Here is a 16,092-nt window from a genome sequence, read left to right as displayed (position 1 = left end):
TGATGTTCCCAAGAACCGCTGCCAAGAGTCGGGACCCTCGAGTGATCCTGCCAGCGTCCCACATTCACAATTGATGGTAGAATCCTATTACGTAGTTATGAGGTGAGGTTCACCGACGCGTCTGGCTGCGGTCACCCGCGATGGTCGTAGACGCGCTGAACCTTGCCGACCTCGGTGCGGGCGATGCCACCCGGCTCGACGAGCTCGAGGTCGTCCGGCGTAAACGAGAGCGCGTTATGCAGTCGGGTCTGGATCTCGTCTTTCAGTTCGTTTTCACTGCGATCGCTCTCCTCGTCTTTTTCGATGGTGAGTTCCATGACGTCGAGGGTCCCCTCCTTGTGGAGGTCGATGCGGTAGTGGGGAGCGACGCCGTCGATGTCGAGGACGACGTGTTCGATTTCGCTCGGATAGAGGTTGACGCCGCGAACGATGAGCAACTCGTCCGTGCGCCCGGTGACGTTGTCCATGCGGACCATGGTCCGGCCACACTCGCACTCGTCGTAGTTCAGCGTCGTGAGGTCGCCGGTCCGGTAGCGGAGGACGGGCAGGGCCTCCTTCGTGAGCGTCGTCAGGACGAGTTCTCCCTCCTTGCCTTCGTCGACGGGCTCGCCCGTACGCGGATCGACGACTTCCGGGTAGAAGTGGTCCTCCCAGATGTGCAGGCCGTCCTGTGCCTCGTGGCACTCCGCGGCGACGCCCGGACCGATGATCTCCGAGAGCCCGTAGTTGTCGATACCGGTCGCGTCGAGTCGGTCTTCGATCTCCTCGCGCATCGGCTCAGTACAGGTCTCTGCACCGTACGCGATCACAGAAATCGGGAGCTCTCGCGGATCGAGACCCAGCTCCTCCGCCGTCTCGGCGAAGTACAGCGCGTAGGAGGGCGTACACGCGAGGACGTCGCTCTCGAGGTCCTGTGCGAGTTCGATCTGTCGCTGCGTACCGCCGCTGCTCGTCGGTACGACTGTCGCGCCGAGTTCCTCGGCGCCTCGATGGAAGCCCAGCCCGCCAGTGAACAGGCCGTAGCCGTAGGCGTTCTGGACGGTGTCGCCGGGTTCGACTCCGGCCGCGGCCAGCGATCGCGCCATGGCTTGGCCCCAGATATCGAGGTCGGAGTCGGTATAGGAGACGATCTTGGGTTTGCCGGTCGTTCCAGAAGAGGCGTGGATCCGAGTGAGATCGTCGTCATCGGCGGCGAACAGGCCGTCGGGGTACTTGTCGCGGAAGTCCTCTTTGGTCGTCATCGGGAGCTTCGTGATGTCGTCGATGCTCTCGATGTCGCCCGGCTCCACGCCGGCTTCCTCGAGTCGCTCGCGGTAGAACGGGACGTTCTCGTACGCGCGTTCGACCGTCTTCGCGAGACAGTCTGCCTGTAATTGACGGAGCGCTGTCCGATCGAGGTCCTCGTTACTGCTTCGCACACTCATAGAGAGAACAGACCACCTCAAAAAGATTCGTGCTCTCGCTGTGATCAGACCAGTTCAGGGCGGACCTCGTCGCCGAGTCGACGGATACACTCGGCCATCTCCTCCATGCCGGCTCCCGGGTGGTACGTCCGGAAGATGAAGTGGATGTCGTCACCGAGCGCATCGCGATACGTCTCGAGTTCGTCGACGACCTGTTCGGGTGTACCGAAGATCGCCTGCTCCTTCAGTTCTCGTTTGCGTTCGTCGGACAGTTCGTCGACGGGCTCGCCGGAGAAGATCTCCGCGTACCGGCGCTGGATGTAGAAGTAGCCGTCGCGCATCGCCTCCCAGGCCTCCTCGCGAGAGTCACCGACGAACCCGTGCTGGAGGACGTAGACCTGAAAGTCGCCGTCGATATCTTCGTGTTCGCGGACGTTCTCGATGTCCTCCTTGCGCTTGCGGACCCCCTCGAGCGAGATGGCCGAGGGTGCACACCAAGCGTCCCCGATACGGGCGGCACGCCGAACGGCGGGCTTGGCAGCGCCGCCGAGCATGATCGGCACGTCGTGGGCGGGCTTCGGCGTCACATCGACGTCGGCCGAGATCTCGTAGAAATCAGGCTCGTAGTCGAGTGGCCCCGCCGACCACGCGCCGCGGAGCACGTTGACGGTGTCAGTCAGTCGGTCGACGCGCTCGTCCTCGGGGATGCCGAACGCGTCGAACTCGTCGACGTTCGAGCCGATCGATAGGCCGAGCGTCGCCCGGCCGTCCGCGAGCTGGTCGATCGTCGCGATATCCTCCGCGAAGCGAACCGAATCGTACAGCGGAACCAGCGCGATACACGGACCGAGCTCGATGTCGTCCGTGACCGCCGCCAGCGCACCCAGTGCGGGCGAGATCCCCGACATGTACCCGTCATCGAGGAAGTGGTGTTCGGACACCCATGCGCTGTCGAGGCCGGCGTTATCGATGACGCGGCCGAGTTCGAGCATCTCGTCATAGATCTCACTCATCGAGCGGTCGTCGTTCGGCCGCTGCTGGCAGGTAAAGAGACCAGTACCGAGTTGCATACACGATTCAATTCGGGGAACCGCCTTAATCCTTGACAAAGGGGCGAGGTCCCGTCCGGAGACCACGAATCGGCCGCCAGAGCAAAGACCGCCGTGTCGAAAGGGCGACTCATAGCAGTATTCGCATACGAGACGGAGACTCAGTTTGCTTTCGCGACCTCGCACCGATAGGGCGGACTCACAACGCTTGTGTCCTGATCTACGCGAGGAATTACACGGTATTTGCGAACGTCGCGGCGAGTGCCTCGAGGAAATCGACGACGCGCTGTCCATCAGGAATCGACTATACAGGACCGATCGAACTCGAGGACGCGATGACGGTGCCCGACCGCGTCTCGAAAGCCGGCAAGTACACTTTCACCACGTCTTCGAGTACGGCGGACGATGGCGTCACGGCCGCGAAGTCGTGCACATGGTGCTCGATGAAGCGGGGGAGCCTCGAGTAATGTCCAGTACGTGGTTCGAGGATACCGCGGTAGAGAGAGTAGAGCGACGAGAGCTGGCGGTGCGTCAGTGAGACTAGTCGTCGGTTTCGATCCCGCCATCGGCTGCGACGCCGACGGATTCCTCGGGATTGCCCTTGATCCGGCCGAGGTTCATTACCGTCTTGATGTCCTCATCCAAGTCGTGATAGTCGCTCGTACTCGTGACGAAGGAGACGGCGACGAAGACGACGACGGCGACGAGAGTAGCGAGTTGACCCCCGAGGAATCCCATGGGCAGTTCGATACCGGCATACTCGACACCGTAGGCGAGGAGGATCGTAAGCACCAGTCCGACGCCGCCGCCGGCGAGTGCACCTTCAGCGGTCGCTCCCCGCCAGTTGTATGCGATGGCGATACACGGGAAGATGACGGCGGCGAAGATCGCCCAGCCTGCAGCCCCGAGTACGAAGATGAGTCCGGGGAAGGTAGCCGCGATAACGCCCGCTGCGACGAGGAGAACTGCCGTGGTCAGGCGTCCCCAACGGACTTCCTGCTTGCGAGAGAGATCAACGTCTCGATATTCGATGAAATAGTCGTGGACGACCGCAGACGCGCCCATGTTAAGGAACGCGTTGCTCGTCGACATGATCGCGGCCATGACCGCAGTGAGGACGAATGCGACGACGACGTCCGGGGCCCACTGGATGAGCGCGAGTGGAAGGGTCGCGTCCGGATTGCCCGGATCGGAAACGGTCCCCTCGATGACAGCGGCCTGCAGGAACGGTGCGGCGAGCCAGTACATCGCCGTCGCGAGGTACGCCGAACCGGTGATAAGTGCGCCCCACTTCAGCACCGACGCGTCACGTACCATGTAGAACTTCGTGATCGCGTGAGGCTGGCCGGCGACGGTCGCCTGAATGACGATTACTGAAATGACCAGGCCGATGGCCATGATCCCGTCACCACCGAGCAGCGTGAACTCAAAGTACGCGGGATTCTCCGTCTGGATCGCGTTGATCATTCCGTTCCAGCCGAGTCCGGAGTTTGTCACAACATAGTAGGCGGTCAACACACCGCCGAGAACCATTATCGCCCCTTGAATTGCGTCGGACCAGATAGCCGCGAGCATCCCTCCAATGACGGTATAGAAGCCGACGATCACCAGCCCGACTACCAGCGCCTCGAAGAAGCTGATCGGCAAGATGAGTGACCCGACGATGCCGAGTGCGGCATACTGGGCAGCGAGATACCCCATGCTGCCAAGCAGGACCGACGCCGCGCCGAGCAACCGGACGCGCTCGTCTTGGAACCGGTAGTACATCGCATCGGGTGCGGTGATAGCGTTCCGTGCGTCACCGAGCACGCGCATCTTCCGTCCGAGCAGCCAGTACGATGCGGTGAATCCGAAGATGATCAGTCCTCCGACGAGGATGAAGTATTCGAGGCCGACGAGATACCCCGTTCCGGTGACGCCGATCATACCCCAACCGCTCTGAATCGAGACGAACACTGCCAGCGCGACAACGAGAACGCCCGATCGTCGTCCCGCTACGAAGTACTCTTCCTGGTCTGTCTGGTAGCGGCTCGCCAGTATCCCGATCGCAACCATCAGGACGGCAAACACGGCGAAAAAGAACACTGCCGTCTCTGAATGGTACTCGATGCCGAGATCGTCGCCCCACGTCTGTAATGGAACCAGTACGCCGGTGCCGATGGACATCAATCGTTCACCTCGCTGGAATCGATTCCGTCGAGGGACTCGTGGTCTCGAACCGGTTCCGTCCCTTCCATCTGCGTTCCGAGGTATACCGAGACGACGAGAAAGAGGACGATGAGTATGAGAAGGACCTCGATGACTGGCGTCGGAAACCCGAGAAGGTAACTCATCGTCCGATCACCCCCTGACTTCGCTGGTCGCTCTTGGTGATCGTTAATCGACGAATCGCTCTCAGATTAGGATATTCGATAGTGCGGTATGTTGTCTCGTGCCACATACAAGGCACCTAATCAGATCGTAATTAATAAATGTTCCTCTGCCTATCGCCGGAACGGCTAATCTATCACTTTAGGAGCGCCTCGGGTAGCGGTAACGAAACGTCGCCCGTAACCGGGGCAGAAACAGTTTTAAGACGTGCTATGTGGACACAACATACATGTCTGACCGGCATAGCCCCCTCTTCGAGTCGATCGACCTCGGACCCGTGACGATCCCGAACAGAGTTTTTCAGCCGCCACATGGGAACGCGTACGGGCTCGGAGACCAGCAGACGAACTTCCGTGCGGAGAAGGCGAAGGGCGGATTCGGCCTGATCGTCCAAGAGTACAGTCAGGTCCACGAGTCAACCGACGTCACGCCCGTCGACTCGGGATTCATCCATGACGACGAGACGATCCCTCCGCAAAGAGAGATGGTCGACGCGGTTCACAACCACGGCGGGAAACTGTTCGTCGAATTGTGGCACGGCGGCGCAACAGCCGGAAACTACGGGAGTCGCCATCCGCCGCTTTCGGCGTCACAGCTCCCGACTGGGAGCGACTACACGCCAAAGGAGATGGAGTACGACGACATTCAGGAGATCGTCCAAGCGTTCGGCGATGGAGCAGACCGGGCGCGTCGAGCGGGCTACGACGGTATCGAACTCCACGCTGCACACGGATACCTCATCTCACAGTTCCTCTCACCGTTCTACAACGATCGCGACGACGAGTACGGTGGCTCGCTCGAAAATCGGCTGCGGTTCTTCCGGGAAGTCATCGACAGCGTTCGCGAGAACGTGAGCGACGGCATGGCCGTCGGTGCCCGGTATACGATCGACGAACGTGTCGAGGGCGGACTGACCGCGGATGGCGACGGCCTCGAGATCGTCCGGCGGATCGGCGGCGACCTCGACTTCTGGGACATCGACATCGGCGTCAAGCAGTCGATCGACGACATGATCGCACCGAGCCGTCGCCACTCGAAGAACTACCAGATTGATTTCGTGAAGGCTGCCACCGACGAGCTCGACGTTCCCGTCGGCGGCACCGGACGAATCACCGACCCGGACGATGCGGTCTCCCTCATCGAGGAGGAATACATCGACATGGTCGGCATGGCGCGCCAGTCAATCTCCGATCCACACTGGCCGCGAAAGGTGAGAGAGGGGCGCATCGACGAGATCCGAGAGTGCATCGGCTGTAATATCTGCGTCTCCCAGTCGAGACAGGGGATCCCACTCACCTGCACGCAGAACCCGACGGTCGGGAAGGAGGCGATCTGGCCGCCCGAGGAGTACGATGCGGCCGACGAACAGAGGGCCGTTCTCGTTGTCGGCGGCGGGCCGGCCGGCATGGAGTTTGCGAGAGTCGCTAGCGAACGTGGTCACCTCGTCCACCTCAATGAGAAAGCAGACGCTCTCGGCGGTCGAGTCAACTTCGAGGGGGCACTTCCGGATCTCGGCGAGTGGAACAGGGTCCGCGACTGGCGGGCTACAGAACTTGAGCGGCTCGACGACGTCGCTGTCCACACGGGGAGCAGAGCCGAAATGAGCTACGACGACGTCGAGACCTACGGTGCGGAGGTCGTCGTCGTCGCGACTGGTGCGAGGTGGTCCGAGAAAGGCGAAACGTCGGGAACGCATCGTCCCGTCCCGGGCTGGGATCGTGACCACGTACTGACCCCCGAGGATGCACTCGAGGCCGATCCGTCGGAACAGCACATCGTGATCTTCGACGAAGAGGGGTACAACGTGAGTGCTGGCGTTGCCCAGTCGCTCGCCGCTGACAACGACGTGACGTTCGTGACGCCGGGCGCGAGCGCGTTCAGTCAGGCGTTACACACGTTCGAACGAGGAACGATCTTCACCACCCTCTTCGAGGCGGACGTCGAGTTCGTAACTCACCACGCACTCGAGGAAGTCCGCGACGACGACGTCGTCGCCGCCAACGTCCACTCAGGAGAGCAGACCGCTTTCGAGGCAGACTACGTCATCTTCACGACGATGCGAAAGTCGAACGACGACCTCTACCAGAAACTCGCGGCGAACCTCGAGTCACTCCGGCAGTCGACCGAGATCGAGGAGGTCCATGCCGTCGGCGACTGTGTCTCGCCTCGACGGATCGCTGACGCTGTTTATTCCGGTCACGAACTCGGTCGACAGGTATAGACTGACGACGGTTCACGTCAGAACAGTATTCGCGAGCTGTTACCATTCAGTAATCGATGCGGGTGATCTCCTCGACGGGCCACTGACTGAGGATCTCGACACCGTTCTCGCGGACGACGACCATCTCCTCGACGCGGACGCCTTGGCGGTCAGCCGGCTGCATCGTCTCGACGGCCATCGTCATACCCTCCTCGATCTCGATGGGGTGGTCCGGCGAGAGTCCGCGCCAGATGAGTGGTACCTCGTACAGTTGCAGACCGAGGCCGTGGGCCCAGTGATTGGTCGTCATCTGCCAGAAGTCGTCGACATCGTACCAGTCCATATGCTCGCCCTCCTCGTCCGGGAAGCCGTTGCAAATCTCGTCGGTGGTCGCCCCGGGCTCGATGCGCTCGAGCACGTCGTAAAGATCGGCGCGGGCCTTCTCGTAGGCGTCCTGTTGTGCCTGCGTAGGCTCGCCCACGCTGAACGTGCGGTAGTAACAGGAGCGATAGCCCAGGTAGCCGATGTTGTAGAAGTCGGCGTAGACGAGGTCGCCGGGGCGGATCAGACGGTCGGTCGTGTTCGCCTGGTGTTTCGGCCACGTGTTCGGGCCGGAGGTGACGTAGCCGCCCTGGGCCATCGCACCGTGGCGCCAGAGTTCGCCTACCGCGTCGCCCCAGACTTCGGACTCGAGCTTGCCGGGCTTTGCGCTCTCGGTGATGGCCTGGAAGCCAGCCTCACAGATGGCCGCGACCTGTCGGAGACACTCGATCTCGTCGCGGGTCTTCACTTTGCGCGCGTCGAGCATGATGTCCGTGGCCGCGTCTGTGTTGACGTCGACGCCGCGGTCCTCGAAGCGCTCGACGAGCGCACCGTTGGCCACGTCGATGCCCATCGGTTCGTTGGCGACGCCGTACTCTTCCATGGCCTCGTAGATCGTCTCGGCCATCTTGTCCTTTAGCCAGCGCCGAGCCGAAGCGCTTCCCGAGGCTCGAGGGACGTTCCCGAGGCCGGGACAGGCGTACCGGATGTCGTCGAGCCAGGGACAGTTGAACCGCTGGTTCGAGGCGTGATCGGCCGTGTCCCAGTGGACGACGTCGCCGTCTTCCGTGAGCAGCGTGTAGTGGTCCGCACCGCTGCCGCCGGTCATCGCGAGCCCGGTCACGTAGCGGACGTTCGGGTCGTCGATGAGCACCATCGACCCGAGATCCGAGTCCCGGAGTCGCTCGAGCGCCCGCTCCTTGCGCTCGCGGCGCATGCGCTGGACGTCGATGCGTTCTTCCCAGTCGACAGCCATGGTTCCACGCGTTCCTTCCATGAAATCGCGCTCGTACATCGTGTCCCGATACACAGAGGGGCCTAATCAAACTCCGGGTTTGCTAATATCTAACACACCCCGTCGATCGGTTCGCCGTCCTGTCAGCGTGTGACTACCCGAGCGTATAACTGTCCGCCGCGACCACTGGTGGCTATGTCCCACGAGACACCGATTCGCGTCGACCACACCGGCATCGCCGTCGACTCGATCGCCGACGCCGAACCGATCCTGTTCGCGCTCGGCTGTCGGAAGCTCATCGAGGAGTCCGTCGAGGGCCGCTTCCACTGGGCGCAGTACGACTTCGGGATGGACGCCTCGCGACTGGAATTCATCGAGCCCGAGGCCGACGACACTTTCCTGACGACATACCTCGACGAACACGGCCCCGGGCTCCACCACATCACCTTCGAGGTCGCGGATATCGCGGCCGTCGCCGCGGCGCTCGAGGACGCCGGCTATCGGGTCGTCGAGTACACGGAGTACGACGACTGGACGGAGGCGTTCGTTCCCCCGTCGAACCCGACCGGGGCGCTGTTCCAGCTGTTCGAGTACCACGAGGGGTACGGCGAGGGCCGACCGCCGGCCGACGCGCTCTACGTCGACGGCCAGCGGTTAGAAGAATCGTAAGCGCTCAGACGGTCTGCCATGATGATTTGCCGGCGCAATCGAAGATGTACTGCGGTTACGGCGGAAATGACTGACAGTCGTCCGTCTCAGGTGCCGATCAGACCGGCTCGAGCCCGTTCTCCTCGCGGAGCGTGTTGATGTACTCTCGGAACCCGGTCTCGAGGTCGTATTCGACCTCGTAGCCGAGGTCGTCCTGTGCGGCGGTCATATCGAGGTTCTGGGTCCACGGGAGTTCGCCGTCGTCGGAGACGTCAAGATCGGCGTCCGGGATGATCTCGCGGACGGTGTCGGCGGCCTCGCGTATGGTGGCGAGTTCCCCGCGGACGTTGTAGATACGCTGGTTGAGGTCCTCGTCGGGGGCGAACGCCGCTTTCCGGAACGCCTGGGCGATGTCGCGAGCGTGTTGCCAGTCGATGACCTGATCGCCGTACTCGACGCTGAACGACTCCTCGAGGGCCGGCTTCTCGACGATGTTCGCGAGGAACGCCGAGCCACCGGTCTCCCGGTAGGGGCCGTACGCGACGGTCGGGCGCAGGCCGACGTGGGAGACGTCGTAGTCCTCGTAGTAGACCCGAGCCTGGTGTTCGTTGTACTCCTTGGTCGCCCCGTAGAGCGTGTCGGGATAGACGAGTTCGTTCTCGTCGACGTACTCGCCGTCGTAGTTGTGCGGCGGCGCGTACACGGCCGCACTGGATGCCCAGGCGACCCGTTCGACCTGATCGTCGAGCGTGCGAGCGGCTTCCAGGATGTTGTTGGTGCCCGCGACGTTCACGTCGAGGGCCGCACGCGGGTTGTCGCGCGCGGTATTGGTCAGTAGCGCTGCCAGGTGAATGATGTGTGTCGTGCCGGTCTCCTTGACCGCGCGGATGACGTCGGTCGCCTCGGAGACGTCGCCCCGCCGGATAGTCACGTCCTCGGCGACGCCCAGCTTGTCTAGGATCCGATCGTCCGTCGAGAGATCGTAGGCGACGACGTCGTGTCCCGCATCAACCAGGTCCTCGACGACGTACGAGCCGAGGAAGCCGGTACCACCAGTGATGAGTACAGTTGACTCTGTCATCGTGTACCAACGACGTGACGGAGCAACACAAAAAAGTTTGTTATTAGCACCGTCTCGCCACCACAGCTACCGTCAGGTATTTCGAGATTCACGATGTCTGTCACGTCATGGCACGGCGACAGCTAGACCCGGACGGACTCATCGACGCCTCGAGCATCGGCTACAGCCACGGCATCGTCGCGGACGGCACACTCTACATGTCCGGGCAGGTCGGCTGGGACGAGTCGTTCGAACTCGCCGGCGAGGACGTCACAGCACAGACACGCCAAGCGTTCGCGAACGTCGAGACGCTGCTCGAGGAAGTCGACCGATCGCTGGCCGACGTGACGAAAGTGACCGCACACGTCGTCGAGCTCCACGCGAACCGGGACGCGTTCTTCGAGGTGTGGAACGACGTGTTCAGCGAGCCGCCGCTCCCGTGTCTCACGCTCCTCGGTCCACAGCAACTCGCACAGGACGGGTTGCTCGTCGAACTCGAGGTCGAAGCGCCGGTAGACCGGTAGGCCCCGTTACTCGTGGAGGCCGCCGACCTGTTCGTAGAACGACGACTGGAGCGACTCGACCATCTCTTCGTCGCGGTCGATACGCGCGTCGATAACGAACGGGACGTCGGCGTTCGTCCCGGTCTCGAGCGCGTCGGCGAGTTCATCGGGCGTCACCGCGCGCGTTGCCTCGGCACCGAAGGCCTCGGCGGCTTTGACGAAGTCAGTGTCATGGAACTCGACGCCGGCGATGTCGCCCTCGTCGTCTTGCATCTGCCGGACCATGCCCAGGCTCGTATCGTTTAAGACGACGAACGTCGGCGCGACGCCGTGTTCGACGGCCGTCTCGACGCTGGTCATCGTCATGGTGAAGCCGCCGTCGCCAGCGACGCCGATGACGTCCTTGTCCGTCGTGATCGCCGCCGAGACGGCTGCCGGCGTGGCCCAGCCCATGCTCCCGACGCCGCCGCTGCCGTAGTAGGTTCCCGTGTCGGGGGCCTGCAGGTAGTTCAGTAGCCAGAAGCGGTTGTTCCCGGAGTCGGCCGTGACGATAGTGTCCGCGTCGACGACGGCTTCGATCTCTTTGACCGCGCGCTGGGGCTTGATGGGGGAGGCATCCGACTCGCATTTCGGATCGTCGAACGATTCCCGTGCCTCGGCGGCCCGGTCGTGCGCCCAGTCGTTGCTCACGTCGGCGGGCAGTGCGTCCGCGAGGTCGCCGAGACTCTGGGTTGCATCGCCGATGAGCGCGACGTCGGCGGGGTAGACCCACCCGGCGTTGCGCGTGTCGATGTCGGCGTGGATGATCGTCTGCTCGTCCGGCCGAATGAAGTCCGGTGCCTGCCAGTTCGTGTCCATCGGGTTGAGCCGGGAGCCGACGACGAGCAACACGTCGGCCTCGCTGACGACCTGATTGGCCCCTTCGTGGCCGAACGAGCCGATGACGCCCGCGGCCTGCTCGTGTGTCTCAGGGAAGGTCGATTTTCCGAGATAAGAGGTGGTGACGACAGCGTCCGTGGCCTCGGCGACCGCCAGCAGTTCATCGTACGCGCCTGCGGAGTGGACGCCGTTACCGGCGATGATCACCGGCCGCTCAGCGGCTACCAGTCTGTCGACGGCCGTTTCGAGGTCGTCGGCATCGGGCCGCGCCTCCCAGTTTCGTACCTGGTTGTGGCCGTCCCAGACCGGGGGCACCGGGTCCTCGGGCATCTCCTCCGAAACCGCATCGCCGTCGAGGATGACGGCGGTCGGACCGGAGCGGCCGGCTGTCGCGTGTTTGAACGCCAACTGCAGACTGCGGATCGTCTCCGTCGGCGACCGGGGGAACCAGTGTTCCTTGGTGTACGCCTCGAGCGCCGAGGGGAGATCCAGTCCGCCGTAGTCGCCCCGCGCCTGCTGGTAGGGGGCAAGCGTGGAGTAATCGCCGCGCTCACTGGCTTCCGTGATGACCACCATCGGCGAGGAGGCGAGTTTGCCCTCCATCTGGCCGATGGCACCGAGGCTGCCGATCCACGGTCCCTGACCCGCGAGAATACCGGGCTTTCCCGTCATCCGCCCGTACATCTCCGCCATGATACTCGCCTCGCGCTCGTCGCGTGGGCGAACCAGGGTCACGTCGGACTCCGGGATGAAATCGAGGATCTCGATGACTCGACCGCCCGGATACCCGAACAGATACTCGACGTTCTGGGCGTCGAGTTCCTCGACGAGCCGTTCTCCCGTCTCAGTCATGGGTCTCGTCGAGTTGCACCGTCTCGTCCACCACGAGCGTTGGCCCTGCCTCGAGGTCGATGAACTCGGCTGCGTCGGCCTGGACTGCCTGTCCGACCTCGGACTCGAAGGCCGCGTTGAGCGCCGTGGCGTCGTCGAAGTAGAGTTCGAGGACGCCGTCGTACTCGGCGGCATCCGGGTTGGTCGGGACGGACGTCGTGTACTTCCGGAGACCCGGAAGGTCCTGTGCAATCGCTGCGTGTTCGCCCTGCCATCGCTCGGTGAACTCTTCGTGGCTGTACCCGTCCGTGCGGACGAGGAAGTCTACCATCTTGATCATGGTACTAGTTCCTCACATTCCGCGCTCTTTGATTTAACGGTTATCGATCCCCACGCCGTTTCGCCGGAATCGATGACGAAACGTCCAGTTGGGCTCACGTGGCGTTCGAATAGCTTGAACAAGTTTTAGTGAACGTAGCCCCTCGTAGTGTCGTATGTCACTCCCACCCGAGGTCGACCGGCCCGTCGAAACCGTCGAGCGAGCGATCGACATCGTCGACTACCTCAAGGAGAACGGGCCCGCGACGATCACCGAGGTGACGGACCAGCTCGGCTGTGCCAAGAGCACCGCCCATCGCCACCTGAAGACGCTCGAGGCGAACAGCTTCCTCATCGAGAACGACGGCGAGTATCGCCTCGGAATTCGCTTTCTTGATTACGGCGTCGTTGCTCGAGAGAGGTACACGCTCTATCAGGAAGTGAAACCGAAAGTCGACGCACTCGCCGACGAGACCGAAGAGAAGATCTGGTGTGCCGTCGAGGAACACGGACGGAGCGTCCACATCTACGGCGCACAGGGGAAACACTCCGTGCGGACGTACGCACGTCTGGGACACCAGAACTACCTCCACCAGCACGCCGCGGGGAAGGCGATACTGGCATTTCTTCCGGACGAGCGCATCGACGAGATCGTCGAGATGTACGGGTTGCCAGCGCGAACGCAGCACACGATAACGACCGAAGACGAGCTCTGGGACGAGATCGAGACCATCCGTGAGCGCAAGTACGCACTGAACATCGAGGAGTCCGTCGAAGGGCTCCACGCGATCGGTGCTCCGATCAAAGACGAGAACGGAGTCGCACTCGGCGCGATCAGCATCGCTGGACCCTCGAATCGCCTCGAGGGCTCGTTCCTCCGAGACGAACTCTCGACGCTGCTTCTCGGAACGGTCAACGAGATCACGATCAATCTCGCACACGCCTGATGATTCTTCGTACAGGACACCTTCTCGAGTGCGTCACCGGTTATCGAGCGCATCGCCTGAACTGCAGGTACCACGAGACGGTCGATCCCGACCTCGGATGACTCTCACGATGGCATCGAACGGATACTTAAAAATTCCAACAGATCGGTGGATGAGGCGAGGCTTTCCCCTCCTCAGACTCGTTCAATCACAATGAACACCGGGTTGACGTTCGAAAGCGTCCTGACGATTAGTGCCAGCGATGCCAGCGTTTCTACGAATACGGGCCGTAGAGGGTCGGGTCCGACGGCACGAGTGATCGATTCGTTCAGCTATCCAATTCGAGCTATTCGAACGTTAGTGTGGTAACTCGTCTCGAGGAGTTGGCGACGAATTCATTACAGTTCTAGTTCTGTAACGGCAGAGGTGAACGGTGACTCATCGCGCCATATCGTTCGCCCCTGCTGCTTCGACTGGTGGCTGCGATGAGGCGGAGCCGAGCTGGTAGGCCTGTCCCGTGGAACACTGTGAATAAGTCGTGCGATATCTGACGATATCAGCCCTGAAACGCTTCAGACAGCACATTCAATGAGGATGGACGCGAATTTGAAGGGGAGCGAGTGGTAAGAGTTAGCAACAAACGGCTCCAGTGACGGATCGGGCCGCCCTCATGCACTCGATCTGGATGTCCCGAGATGGCAGCACGGAAATGACCGAACTCGAACGTTCACTCCCAATGAACGGCCCACATTAGGCCAGAAAGCGTCTCCCAACCGGTATATCGAGCAGTTAGTCCGTTTCAGCGGTGAAAATCCGTTCGATGAGGTTAAACAGTCATGTTGTCCGTTTACACGGAACTATCAACATCAGCTGCTCGGCCAGTCGGGGTTGCGGTCCTCGAAGAAGGCGTCGATGCCTTCGTCCTTGTCATCGGTCGCGAACAGTTGCGCGAACAGTTCAGCCTCGTACTCGATCCCCGCTTCGAGGCCCGTCCGCGAGGCCGCTTTGACGGATTTTTTCGCGAACTCGAGGGCGACCGGGCTCTTCTCTGCGATCGCTTCGGTGAGGTCGTAAACGCTATCGTCGAACGTCTCGTCGCCGTGGACCTCGTCGACGAGGCCGATGTCCGCGGCTTCCTCGGCGTCGATGAGTTCGCCGGACAAGATGAGCCGCATGGCGTGGCCCTCACCGACCAGTCGCGGGAGTCGCTGCGTGCCGCCGCCACCCGGCATGATGCCGAGATTGATCTCCGGCTGGCCGATTTTCGCGTCTTCGTGGGCGATGCGGATGTCACACGCTTGAATGAGTTCACAACCCCCACCCAGCGCGTGGCCGTTGATCCGGGCGATGATCGGGATCGGGCAGTCGTCGACGCGCTCGTAGACGCGCGGGCGCTTGCTCGCTTCGCGTTGCTCGAGCATGTCCCGTTCGCGCAGTTCCGTCACGTCCGCGCCCGCCACGAACGCGCCGGACTCCTCGGCGCCCGTCAGGACGACGACGCGCACGTCGCTGTCCTCGACGGCGTCGAGAACGTCCTTGAGTTCGTCTCGGAGCTGTGCGTTGAGCGCGTTACGGGCGTCCGGCCGGCACAGTTCGATCGTCGCCACATGTTCGAGCCGGTCACCGACGGTGGCGTTTACCGTCTCACACTCGGCGGCGGTCGCTTCGACCGACATCAGTCGTCCCCCCACTCGCCGCTCGTGCCGACGATTTCGCCGTTCTCCCAGACGTAGAACCCTTCGCCGCTCTTCTTGCCGAGTTTGCCGGCTCGGACCTTCCGTTTTAAGACCTGCGGCGGCTTGAACCGCTCGCCGAGTTCCTCGCGGAGGTACTCGATGATATCCAGCCGGACGTCGAGCCCGACGACGTCGCCGAGTTCGATCGGCCCCATTGGGTGATTGTAACCGAGTTCCATCGCGGTGTCGATGTCACGCGGGTCGGCGACGCCCTCTTCGACCATCCGCATCGCCTCGACGCCGAGCGCGACGCCCAGCCGCGAGGAGGCGAAGCCGGGCGAGTCGGTCACTTCGACGGGCGTCTTGTCGATGTCCTCGATGTACTCGTGGGCGAACGCGAGGGTCTCATCGTCGGTCTGCTCGGCGACGACGATTTCGACGAGACCCATGATATGAACCGGATTGAAGAAGTGCAGACCGATCACGCGACCGTCGTTCTCGGCGGCGCTCGCAATCTCCGTAATCGACAGCGAAGAGGTATTAGTCGCGATGACCGTCTCGTCGTCGACGAGTTCCTCGACGTCCGCCATCGTCGACTTCTTGAGGTCGAGGTCCTCGGGGACGGCCTCGACGACGAGATCCGCGTCCGCGACGGCCTCCTCGAGGTCCGTCGTCCCCGAGAGGCGTTCGAGGGCCGCGTCGGCCTCCTCGCGGGTGACCTTGTCGCGTTCGATGCCGCCCCCGAGGTTGTCATCGATCGACTCGAGGCCGTTCTCGACGTACTCCATCTCGATGTCCCGTACGACCACGTCGTGACCGGCCATGGCGGTTACCTGTGCGATTCCGTGTCCCATGGTACCGGCTCCAAGTACTGCGACTCGCATACACAGGCAATACCGTGGGGGCATAAAAGCCGTTTCCGTTTCATACGTGTTCGTCCGTTCCGGCGTAAC

The 16,092-nt window shown here is 62.3% G+C and carries 14 protein-coding genes; 4 read left to right on the top strand and 10 right to left on the bottom strand.

Annotation, left to right across the window (positions count from 1 at the left end; all coding sequences use genetic code 11):
* Window positions 1-131 precede the first annotated feature (131 nt).
* From paaK to HYG81_RS43360, 4 genes are all read right to left on the bottom strand, one after another.
* Complete coding sequence (paaK, locus tag HYG81_RS43375) at window positions 132-1,424, bottom strand: phenylacetate--CoA ligase PaaK (RefSeq protein ID WP_226778565.1); 1,293 nt, start codon at window positions 1,422-1,424, stop codon at window positions 132-134.
* A 44-nt stretch (window positions 1,425-1,468) separates the two neighbouring features.
* Entirely contained in the window at window positions 1,469-2,473 is a 1,005-nt protein-coding gene (locus HYG81_RS43370) for an LLM class flavin-dependent oxidoreductase (protein WP_226778564.1), read from the bottom strand.
* 519 nt (window positions 2,474-2,992) lie between these two features.
* Window positions 2,993-4,618 (bottom strand): sodium:solute symporter family transporter, encoded by a 1,626-nt coding sequence (locus HYG81_RS43365; RefSeq protein ID WP_226778563.1) that lies wholly within the window; start codon window positions 4,616-4,618, stop codon window positions 2,993-2,995.
* Window positions 4,618-4,785, bottom strand: coding sequence for a hypothetical protein (locus HYG81_RS43360; protein ID WP_226778562.1), 168 nt, complete (start codon window positions 4,783-4,785; stop codon window positions 4,618-4,620). Before HYG81_RS43360 ends, HYG81_RS43365 begins: the two co-directional genes overlap by 1 nt.
* A 266-nt stretch (window positions 4,786-5,051) precedes the next feature.
* Between HYG81_RS43360 and HYG81_RS43355 the strand changes: the two genes are divergently transcribed.
* Window positions 5,052-7,043, top strand: a complete 1,992-nt coding sequence (locus HYG81_RS43355; protein WP_226778561.1) for an oxidoreductase — start codon at window positions 5,052-5,054, stop codon at window positions 7,041-7,043.
* A gap of 46 nt (window positions 7,044-7,089) precedes the next feature.
* Here the strand turns inward: HYG81_RS43355 and HYG81_RS43350 are convergent, their stop codons facing one another.
* Window positions 7,090-8,358 (bottom strand): M24 family metallopeptidase, encoded by a 1,269-nt coding sequence (locus tag HYG81_RS43350; protein ID WP_226778560.1) that lies wholly within the window; start codon window positions 8,356-8,358, stop codon window positions 7,090-7,092.
* Between the two features lie 135 nt (window positions 8,359-8,493).
* Here HYG81_RS43350 and HYG81_RS43345 point away from each other — a divergent pair, with 135 nt between their 5' ends.
* Window positions 8,494-8,967: a VOC family protein gene (locus HYG81_RS43345; RefSeq protein WP_226778559.1), complete on the top strand. Its 474-nt coding sequence runs from the start codon at window positions 8,494-8,496 to the stop codon at window positions 8,965-8,967.
* Window positions 8,968-9,064: 97 nt separating this feature from the next.
* On the opposite strand, the gene HYG81_RS43340 is transcribed toward HYG81_RS43345, so the two are convergent.
* Window positions 9,065-10,027: an NAD-dependent epimerase/dehydratase family protein gene (locus tag HYG81_RS43340; RefSeq protein ID WP_226778558.1), complete on the bottom strand. Its 963-nt coding sequence runs from the start codon at window positions 10,025-10,027 to the stop codon at window positions 9,065-9,067.
* Window positions 10,028-10,134: 107 nt separating this feature from the next.
* On the opposite strand from HYG81_RS43340, the gene HYG81_RS43335 reads away from it, so the two are divergent.
* Window positions 10,135-10,530 (top strand): RidA family protein, encoded by a 396-nt coding sequence (locus HYG81_RS43335; protein WP_226778557.1) that lies wholly within the window; start codon window positions 10,135-10,137, stop codon window positions 10,528-10,530.
* Window positions 10,531-10,536: 6 nt separating this feature from the next.
* Here HYG81_RS43335 and HYG81_RS43330 read toward each other — a convergent pair whose 3' ends face one another.
* On the bottom strand, window positions 10,537-12,240 hold the full coding sequence (locus HYG81_RS43330; protein ID WP_226778556.1) for a thiamine pyrophosphate-binding protein: 1,704 nt from the start codon (window positions 12,238-12,240) through the stop codon (window positions 10,537-10,539).
* Window positions 12,233-12,559, bottom strand: a complete 327-nt coding sequence (locus HYG81_RS43325; protein ID WP_226778555.1) for an EthD family reductase — start codon at window positions 12,557-12,559, stop codon at window positions 12,233-12,235. The genes HYG81_RS43330 and HYG81_RS43325 overlap by 8 nt, the downstream gene beginning before the upstream one ends.
* A 154-nt stretch (window positions 12,560-12,713) precedes the next feature.
* Between HYG81_RS43325 and HYG81_RS43320 the strand changes: the two genes are divergently transcribed.
* Complete coding sequence (locus tag HYG81_RS43320; protein ID WP_226778554.1) at window positions 12,714-13,484, top strand: IclR family transcriptional regulator; 771 nt, start codon at window positions 12,714-12,716, stop codon at window positions 13,482-13,484.
* Window positions 13,485-14,329: 845 nt separating this feature from the next.
* Here the strand turns inward: HYG81_RS43320 and HYG81_RS43315 are convergent.
* Together HYG81_RS43315 and HYG81_RS43310 are read right to left on the bottom strand one after the other, a co-directional pair.
* On the bottom strand, window positions 14,330-15,139 hold the full coding sequence (locus HYG81_RS43315; RefSeq protein WP_226778553.1) for an enoyl-CoA hydratase/isomerase family protein: 810 nt from the start codon (window positions 15,137-15,139) through the stop codon (window positions 14,330-14,332).
* Window positions 15,139-16,023 (bottom strand): 3-hydroxyacyl-CoA dehydrogenase family protein, encoded by an 885-nt coding sequence (locus HYG81_RS43310; protein ID WP_226778552.1) that lies wholly within the window; start codon window positions 16,021-16,023, stop codon window positions 15,139-15,141. Before HYG81_RS43310 ends, HYG81_RS43315 begins: the two co-directional genes overlap by 1 nt.
* Window positions 16,024-16,092 lie beyond the last annotated feature (69 nt).

The sequence above is a fragment of the Natrinema zhouii genome, assembly GCF_013456555.2.
GTDB lineage: Archaea > Halobacteriota > Halobacteria > Halobacteriales > Natrialbaceae > Natrinema > Natrinema zhouii.
The sequence above is the reverse complement of the archived record's forward strand: the minus strand, read 5'-3'. Positions and strand labels throughout refer to the sequence as shown.